Here is a 6,550-nt window from a genome sequence, read left to right on the forward strand (position 1 = left end):
CAGACCATGACCTGCGGCACCCCAACAGACAGTGACTGCACCGACGCTTTGGCAGCAATACTCACGACAGTTGAATACGCGAGCCCACCAGTACCAAGGCCGGTACAGGGGCGGCGGCTTCACGGGCCCGCTGCTCACTCTCCACGTATAGCACGCGGGCCGCAGGGGGAGACTGTCCGCCTCGGTGAGCGGTGCTGTCCCTGCCGGCGGCGGGGAGGTACCGGTCAGGCGGGTTCCAGTGGCGCGCAGCAGTCATTGGAGGTGTTCGGGTATGTGCTGCCAGCGCAGGTGGGTTCCCCGGCGGCGGGCGGTGTTGCGGGCCGATATGAGGGCCCCGAGGCCCGCGCAGTCACAGAAGGCTCGGCGTTGACGACGAACGCGCTGGGGGAGGCGGTGAGCGGCCAGCCGGGCACTCAGACCTGGTAGGAGAGCGTGCACATCACCTGCCGCAGCCCGGAGTCCGAGGCCGCCCGCAAGGTGGAGAACGAGGGCTCTCAGGCGGAATGGGACGGGTCCTGCGGTGCGACGTCCGGCCGCCGGGCTCCCCTTCTGTCTCGGGCTCTGTGTCCGGGCTGCCCCAAAGCCCGAAGGGACCTGCGCTTCCGGGGCCGCCGGCACCGGGCAGGACACCGCCTTTGGTGTTGTGCGGCGGCCGCGGGATCACGGAGCCGAGCCCCCTTGCGTCGCGCCACCACGCGAGCGGAGAGCCGCTCCGGCATCGGTCAGGAGGCGATACACCCCGCCGTAGGAACGGCCGGTCTCCTGCGTCAGAGCCCGGATCGAGGCGCCCGCCTCGTATTTCGCCTTCAGCTCGGCGGCAACCCGGTCACGCTCGGGGCCCGGTGCCAGCCTGCGGGCCGGAGACTTGCGGATCATCAGCGGATTCCTCCCGGCCCTGTGCCGCCCACCTGGCCTCCTATGCCGGCCTCGCCCCGACGACGAAGTCGTCCGGGACCTCGATCCACGGCGAACACGCACCCAGAGGCGGAAACGGCAGCTCAAACGCGCCATGCTTCTCTCCGCCTTCGCCTGCATGAACGCCGACCCCGCCTCACGCACCTACTACGACCGGCAACGAGCCCGCGGCAAAACCCACACCCAGGCTCTCCTCCGCCTCGCCCGCCAACGCATCAGCGTCCTGTTCGCCATGCTCCGCGACGGAACCTTCTACGAGTCCAGAGTTCCCACCATCACCCTCGCCGCATGACCATCCCAAACAGCCTCATACCCGGCACTACGTCCTTGACGAAGGACATAGAGACACCCCCCAGGTCATGCCTTCGACAGAGGGGACAGTCATACCGGGCCCGGAGGCCAGGCCGGGAACGTTCGCTCGAGGGAACATCTGCCCGCCGGGCTTCTGGTCACTTCAACCGCCCCGGAGAGCCGACCTGGAGAACCCGCAGCAATCCCTACCGGGCGGCGGCCTCCACTCCGATGACGGAACCGCGCCACGGCGCGCTTGGCGGGAGTCGCACCCAGCCGCAAATTGGGCACCGATTACCCACCTATCAGAACAGATATGCGGATAGAGTATTTCTTTGGGATTTATTGTTGAAAAATGCCCGATCAGGATGAAGTGACGAACCATGAATGAAGCAGTAAGCAGTCGGGCAGGCGAGCCCTCTCGCGCATATTTGGATTTCAATGAGAATCCCTTGGGTCCGTCTCCGCAGGCCATTGCTGCCGTGGCCTCTGCCGCGCGGGATCTGCATCGCTACCCACGTGATGCCGCCAGCCGTGTTTCTGAACTGTTGGCGCGATTTTATGGCGTCTCGCTGGACCGGATCCTTCTGGTGAACGGAGTGGACGAGGCGATCGATCTCGCGCTGGGGCTCGTCGACTCCGCCTGGACGGTGAGGCCTGGATTCGATGCCTATTCTCATCGGGCTGAAGTGCTGGGCAAGAAGGTCCGGCGCATTGTACTGGATGACCGTTTTGAGCCCTCATGCGATCCGGAGGAGTTGGCGTCGGGCGGTGTGGTGTTCCTTGCCCAGCCTCATAATCCCACAGGGAACTTCTTTTCTCCTTCATGGATGGATGCTGCGGCGGCGTCGGCGGAACTTGTTTTTCTGGACGAGACATACATCGAGTTTTCGGACCGCGACTCCCTCATGCCGTCCGTTTCCGATGACAACAATGCCAATCTTTTGATATTTCGCAGCTTCTCGAAGGTGTACGGACTCGCCGGGATCAGGCTCGGGGTGCTGGTGGGATCGCCTCGCCGCATTGCGTCGCTGCGGGAGCGCCAGCGGTTTCACTCGGTGGATTCCGTTGCACTGCACGCTGCGGAGGGGACTCTCTCGGATCTCGAGCACATTGCCCGGAGTCAGGCTCATGTTGCGGCCATGAGGCCGCAGTATCGGGCGTGTGTGGCGAACAGCCGACTGTTCGAGGATGCGCCACCCACGCAGGCCAGCTTTGTGATCGGTAAGTGTCGTGAGGGTCTGGATGGCGGCCGCTTGACGGCGGCACTCCGAGATCTCGGAGTGGAAGTCAAAGACTGCGCGCCGATGGGAATGCCTGACTGGATTCGATTCAGTATCGGAACCGAGCAGGACCTCTCACTCCTGGAGTGGGCGCTTGCCGCCGCCACTGTTCAGTTCGACGCCTCTGTCGGCAGCTCACGTTGAAGCTCGTTTGAGTCTTCTTTTCAATTCAGATGGAACGCTGACAATTGATAGGTAAATTTGTGATCGAGAACGATTTCGAGAACCGGCTGATCGATGCTCTTCAGCCGGTGAGGTACTTTGCGCTGGCACATGGAATTCACCAGCTCATGCAGACCGGCCTTTTCCGGGAGCTGGATGCCGAACCCGGCCTGGACACAAGGGCGCTGGCTGGCCGGCTCGGTCTGTACCCGCGCCGTCTGGCGGGCCTGTGCCGGTATCTGGCGAATGAGGGTCTCCTCGTGGAGTCGGATGGCGGCTGGCGTCTGACGGACAAGGCGCGCTCCTACGCGCCGTTCGAGGCGTGGTACACGCTGCTGATCGGTGGTTACTCGACGACGTTCACGCAGCTGGGAGACGTCCTGAAGTCCGGTGCTCCGTTTGCCACTCGCGACGGCGCAAGTGTCGGTGCGGGCAGTTGCGGCATGAGCCTGTACGACGCGCTGCCCCTGGTGGACCAGCTCCTGGAGCGTTTCACCGACGAGCAGCTGACCGTGGTCGATCTGGGCTGTGGTGATGCCTCGTTCCTCATCCAGCTCCTGGAGCGGCACCCCACGTGGAAGGGTGTCGGCGTCGAGCCGGACGCGGGTGGTGCCAAGCTCGCGCAAGCCCAGGTCGACCGTCTCGGACTGGGCCACAGGGTACGTATCCACCATGCCAAGGCCGAAGACGCCACGGGTCTTGAGCTGTCCGGGCGTGTGTGCTTCCTGACCGCGTTCGTGCTTCAGGAGATGCTGGAACAGGAGGGGGCCGACGCCGTCGAGACCTTACTCAAGGACGTCTTCGCCAAGTACCCCGATGCCCACTGGGCGGTGATCGAGGTGGACCAGCGGCACGACGACCCGAGCGTCATGGCGCACGGACTCGGGCTCGCCTACTACAACCCGTACTTCCTCCTGCACACCATCACCGAGCAGCGCCTGGAACCGAAACAGTTCTGGGAGGCGATGTTCCGCCGTGCGGGGCTGGCAACCCTGGCCAGCGGCCATCCCGACCAGCGGGTCGACTCCACCGCACTGGAGCTGGGCTACCTGCTCGGCACGCAGGGCGAGCAGGAGTAGCGCCACGATGATCCTGGCTCTCCTCAGCCCTTCCCACCGCCACCGCCACGACCGCCTGCCCCTGCATACCTGGCTGGACGGCAGGCGGGGGCAGCTGGCCGTCATCACCTCCCGCGATGCGCCGGTCTCCGTCGCCGCTCCGGACGTGGACATCCGGGTCGACGACTACTCCGATGACCGCCTTGTAATGGAAGCGGCCCGTGCCGTGCACCGGATCGAGCCGGTGACTGCCGTGCTGTCGTTCGCGGAGAAGGACGTCGCCCGGGCGGCTGCCATACGCGCGGAATTCGGCATAGCCGGGCTGCTGCCCGACGATGCCAATGCCTACCGGGACAAGCTCGTGATGAAACACCACGCAGCACTCGGCGGCATCCAGGTACCGAAACACGCACCCGCGAAGCATGTCGCTGACATCCAGACCTTCATGAAAACGCTGGGTGGCCCGGTTGTCGTCAAACCCCGCGACGGCGTCGGGTCGCTGGGCGTAGCCATCCTGAGGACTCCTGACGACGTCGCCCGGTTCGACGGGTCTGTCCTCGCTACGGGCTATGAGGTCGAGGAGTACATCGACGGCGACCTGTACCACGTGGACGCACTGCTGGTCGACGGCCGGCCGGTCGTCGCGGTACCTTCCCGCTACATCGGCGACGGGTGCCTGTCCCACTGGTCCGACGAACCGAGCGGCAGCCACACCCTCGCACCCACCGATCCACTCCACGCACCCCTCGTCCGCGAGACGCACCGCCTGGCCGATGCCCTGCCCGGCACCCCCGGGTTCATGCACGCGGAATTCTTCGTCACCCCCGAAGGACGGATCGTGCTGTGCGAGGTCGCCGCCCGGGTCGGAGGCGGCCCGGTCCCCACCATGCTCACACGCGTCTTGGGACTCGATCCCCGCCACCTGTGGGCACGCACGGAATGCCGGCTCCCCGTAGACCTCCAGGCCGTCCACGACCATCTGCGCAGCGCACCGATGGTCGCGAACTTCGGGCTGCCACCGAGAAACGGCACAGTGGAACGGGTTCCCGTCAATCCCGTCCAGATCGACGACTTCACCCTGCACACGCAGGCAGGCGACGACTGGGGCGGCGCCCGCTACGGCGACAGGGCTTCCAGCGACTTCATCGCCACCTGGACCGTCTCCGCCCCGGACGAACCCCGGCTGCTCACCCAACTCTCAGACACAGCCGCCCGCATCGCCGAAGGGTTTTCCTGGAGCTAGCGACCGATACCGAATTCGAAAAAACACAAATATCGAGACGGTGCGAGACTGCGCAGGTCGCACATAGCAAGCACCTCATGCACTGGTTTCCCGAATGGCTTCGCCGTCCTACGAAGTAGGACGGCGAAGCGGGCGATCAGTACCTGGCCGGCATGCCGAGTTCGAGGATGACGATGAAACTGGTTCAGCAATTACGGTCCTTCGACCGGACCGTGCAGCTACTCCTGATCAACCAGTTCACGATCAGCCTCGGATTCTATATGCTGATGCCGTACCTGGCCCAACACCTGTCCAGCACACTGGGAATCGCAGCCTGGGCTGTCGGATTGATTCTGGGTGTGCGAAATTTCAGCCAGCAGGGCATGTTCCTCTTCGGCGGCACACTCGCCGACCGGGTCGGCTACAAGCCCATGATCATGGCCGGCCTCACGCTCCGAACGGTCGGATTCGCCGCCCTCGGCTTCGTCCACTCCCTACCCGCGCTGCTCGCGGCATCCGCCCTCATCGGTCTCGCGGGGGCCCTGTTCAACCCGGCCGTCCGCGCCTACCTGGCCCTTGAAACCGGCGAGCGACGGGTGGAAGGCTTCGCCCTCTTCAACGTCTTCTTCCAGGGCGGCATCCTGCTCGGCCCACTGGCCGGAATCGCGCTGACAGGCATCAGCTTCCAACTGACCTGCACAGTGTCCGCCTGCGCCTTCGCCGTCCTCACGGCCATCCAGCTGCGCGCCCTGCCCGCCCGCACCGCCCCGGCCGACACAGAACGTCGAGAATCCGTCCTCTCCCAGTGGCGGACCGTCGTAAAGAACCGTCCCTTCCTGCTGTTCTCCGTCGTGATGATCGGCTCGCAGGCACTCTCGTTCCAGATCTATCTCGCCGTGCCTCTGGAACTGAGGCGCATCGCCGGGGAGGGCCTGGCCGGCACCATCGGTGTCGGGCTGGTCTTCGCCCTTTCAGGACTGACGACCGTCATCTGGCAGACCCGGCTCACGGCATGGTGCAAGCAGACACTCGGCTCCGCGCGATCGCTGATCCTCGGGCTGGCCTGCATGGCTTTCGGCTTCATACCACCACTGGCGGCGTCCATCGCCGTGACACCATCGCAGGAATCCAGGCATTGGGTCCTGGCCACCGTTCCGATACTGCTTTCGGCTCTGCTTCTGAACCTCGGAACCATGCTGGCCTACCCATTCGAAATGGACATCATCGTCACCCTCGCCGACAACCGCTACGTGGCAACACACTACGGCCTCTACAACACCCTCTGCGGTATCGGAATCGCCGCAGGAAACCTGATGACCGGCGCCATACTGGACACAGCACACGCGACAGGAACACCGGAATTGGCCTGGGCTACACTTTCGGCCGTCGGCTGCGTCAGCACAATCGCCATAGCCTTCCTGCACCACTCCGGCCTCCTGACCCCGCCGACCCAACGCCTTACCGTCTCCAACTGACCCTTCAGTCGTAGGGGCCCGAGGAACATCCGTGTCAGATCGTGCGCTAAGGGGTCCTAACAGAAGCTGTTGATCATGTGACCTTCGGTTCGGATGGTCGTTGATCTGGTCGTGGGGAAACGTCAGTCGCGGCCGTGGATCGTG

5 protein-coding genes and 1 pseudogene are annotated in these 6,550 nt (G+C 64.6%); 5 read left to right on the top strand and 1 reads right to left on the bottom strand.

What is annotated here, in order from left to right:
- Positions 1 to 660: 660 nt before the first annotated feature.
- The gene (locus ACFVZH_RS39610; protein ID WP_384905410.1) at positions 661 to 876 is read right to left on the bottom strand and encodes a helix-turn-helix domain-containing protein; all 216 of its coding nucleotides are present in this window, start codon (positions 874 to 876) and stop codon (positions 661 to 663) included.
- Positions 877 to 884: 8 nt separating this feature from the next.
- Between ACFVZH_RS39610 and ACFVZH_RS39615 the strand changes: the two are divergent.
- From ACFVZH_RS39615 to ACFVZH_RS39635, 5 genes and pseudogenes are all read left to right on the top strand, one after another.
- Positions 885 to 1,207: pseudogene (locus ACFVZH_RS39615) on the top strand (transposase); the annotation flags it as partial.
- Between the two features lie 382 nt (positions 1,208 to 1,589).
- A complete protein-coding gene (locus tag ACFVZH_RS39620; protein ID WP_384905412.1) occupies positions 1,590 to 2,633 on the top strand; it encodes a pyridoxal phosphate-dependent aminotransferase in 1,044 nt (347 codons plus the stop codon).
- Positions 2,634 to 2,692: 59 nt separating this feature from the next.
- Complete coding sequence (locus ACFVZH_RS39625) at positions 2,693 to 3,730, top strand: 2-ketoarginine methyltransferase (RefSeq protein WP_384905414.1); 1,038 nt, start codon at positions 2,693 to 2,695, stop codon at positions 3,728 to 3,730.
- Between the two features lie 7 nt (positions 3,731 to 3,737).
- On the top strand, positions 3,738 to 4,952 hold the full coding sequence (locus ACFVZH_RS39630) for an acetyl-CoA carboxylase biotin carboxylase subunit family protein (protein ID WP_384905416.1): 1,215 nt from the start codon (positions 3,738 to 3,740) through the stop codon (positions 4,950 to 4,952).
- A gap of 173 nt (positions 4,953 to 5,125) precedes the next feature.
- The gene (locus ACFVZH_RS39635; RefSeq protein WP_384905418.1) at positions 5,126 to 6,406 is read left to right on the top strand and encodes an MFS transporter; all 1,281 of its coding nucleotides are present in this window, start codon (positions 5,126 to 5,128) and stop codon (positions 6,404 to 6,406) included.
- Positions 6,407 to 6,550 lie beyond the last annotated feature (144 nt).

The sequence above is a fragment of the Streptomyces sp. NPDC059534 genome (genome assembly GCF_042743475.1).
In the GTDB taxonomy this organism is placed as follows: domain Bacteria; phylum Actinomycetota; class Actinomycetes; order Streptomycetales; family Streptomycetaceae; genus Streptomyces.